Source organism: Candidatus Hydrogenedens sp. (genome assembly GCA_035378955.1).
In the GTDB taxonomy this organism is placed as follows: Bacteria; Hydrogenedentota; Hydrogenedentia; order Hydrogenedentales; family Hydrogenedentaceae; genus Hydrogenedens.
The window spans coordinates 8,965-10,989 of record DAOSUS010000091.1; the positions used below are offsets into that span (position 1 = coordinate 8,965).

At 49.0% G+C, this 2,025-nt stretch carries 2 protein-coding genes; both read right to left on the reverse strand.

Features of this window, described 5'->3' with window-relative positions; all coding sequences use genetic code 11:
• Positions 1 to 4: 4 nt before the first annotated feature.
• On the reverse strand, positions 5 to 205 hold the full coding sequence (locus tag PLA12_13080) for a hypothetical protein (protein HOQ33425.1): 201 nt from the start codon (positions 203 to 205) through the stop codon (positions 5 to 7).
• A 120-nt stretch (positions 206 to 325) separates the two neighbouring features.
• Positions 326 to 2,025 (reverse strand): Ig-like domain-containing protein (locus PLA12_13085; protein HOQ33426.1); only part of this gene is annotated, 1,700 nt, incomplete at its 5' end.

Below are 2,025 nucleotides of genomic sequence, written 5' to 3' on the forward strand. Positions count from 1 at the left end.
GAGGTTAGAACAGGGTGAAGTACGGCTTACCTAGTAATGTCTCCTTTGTCTCATGTGTCCCATGTGTCCCATGTGTCCCATGTGTCTCATGTGTCCCATGTGTCTCATGTGTCCCATGTGTCCCATGTGTCCCATGTGTCCCAAAAAAACGGAAGTAAGATGTTTTAACTACATAGGGATAATGATTTTTAATATGTGAGGACAAAAGCCTTTCGCCCTTTTTTAATTTTAATTGCTCCTTATCCTGTCTATTGTATTTTTAAAAAGTCTATCCCCACAGGGGAATGTCCTGTGGGGATAGTTAAGTTGTATCCACCAAAGTTTTTTATTCGTTCTGTTTGGCAGGGCGAATGAGCACCGTGAAACTGATTACGCCTATCAGCACCAGCAACAGAATTAATCCATATCCACTTACTGCTGATAAGCCCGACTCGGTATGGACGGTTAAGGCATATCCGCCTATATACTCAGGGGCATAGTTCCCGGCATCATCTACTGCCGTGCCCGCTAATATATGTAAGGCGACCTCGCCGTGTCCTTCTATGTTGTTCAACACCACTTCATATTCCGCATCGGTCCCCTTCGTTAACTGCACCACGCTGATATCGGCACTTGCACTGCCATTACGCACTAATAATTCTATATCACTCTCGCTTAGCCAGGCTTCTTTCACACCCACATAGCGCACTCCATATCGAACCGTCTCGCCACTCGTCTCCGCCGGCTCCGGTCCCGTTACCTCTATCACCGGCGGCGTCAGGTCTATCTCTAATTCGTCCGCTGTCGTATCCCACGACACATTCGCACCACTGTCTTCTACCTCCGCCATCACATCGTATATGCCTTCGTCTAATTCTATCGGCACCAACATCTGCCAAACGCCCGCACCTGTGTCTAATTCCGCTGTGTTCTCATAACTACCTACGGACACCGTTACGCGAACCACTTCTAATCCCGCAGTCGCAGGTCCCATCTCACCCGTTAATATCGGCGTCGTATCGTTGGTAATGAGGCGGTCTATGGTGACCCACGGGTCTTGAACATCTACAAAGAGTTCATCTATTGTTCCATCTACACCTACCTGCCCTAATGCATCCTTCGCCGTTACCTGAACATCATATACACCTCGACGCAATGGATTTGTCACCTGGGCCGTCCATTGATTACCTACCACATTGCCTGTATATTCCTGCCCACCTACTTTAACCTTTAACTCTACTACGCCCGTTAAATCGCTTACCGTGCCTCGCAGCTCCGGCATCCGTTCGGTTACTGTCATCGGCTCTACGGTTACTTCAGGTCCCGAACGGTCTACTACCACCGAACCTAAACCGTTGCCCGTAGGTGCTCCCGTATCGTTACCTAAGGTGTCTAATGCCTGTAAGCCTAAATAATAAGTCCCATCATTTACTACTTCGGCAAAGTTGAAAGTGCCAGAACCGGATGTAGAACTCAAGCCACTATCCGTCCAATCACCACTGGAACCGTATTTATACCATAACTTCACCGTGCCCAGTCCTACTCCGGTGTCTACACAGCCACTGTAATTCACAGATACAGGAACTACATTGGTCGGACTGGTTACACTGAGCGTTCCCAGCGTAGGAGCTGTCCTATCTACTAACACCGAGCCTAAGCCACTGCCGGTAGGTGTACCTGTGCTGTTGCCCGCCTTATCGAACACTTCTAACCCGAAGTAGTAGCGTCCATCTGCGGTTACACCACTAAAATTAAAGGTGTCCGAACCCGAGGTGGAACTTAATGTGCTATCGGTCCATACACCTCCGTCGCCTAATTTATACCATAATTTCACTACATCTAATCCGCTTCCGCCTATATTGTCCGCACAACCACTGTAATTCACGGCTATCGGCACCGTCCGCGTCGCACTTACTACATTCAATGTGCCTACCGTCGGCAATACCGTGTCCACGATGGTCGTCGTATCTCCATTGCCTGTAGGCAAGGAGCCGGAATTGCCTGCACGGTCTCTCGCCACTACCGCAAAGTAATAGGTGCCATCTT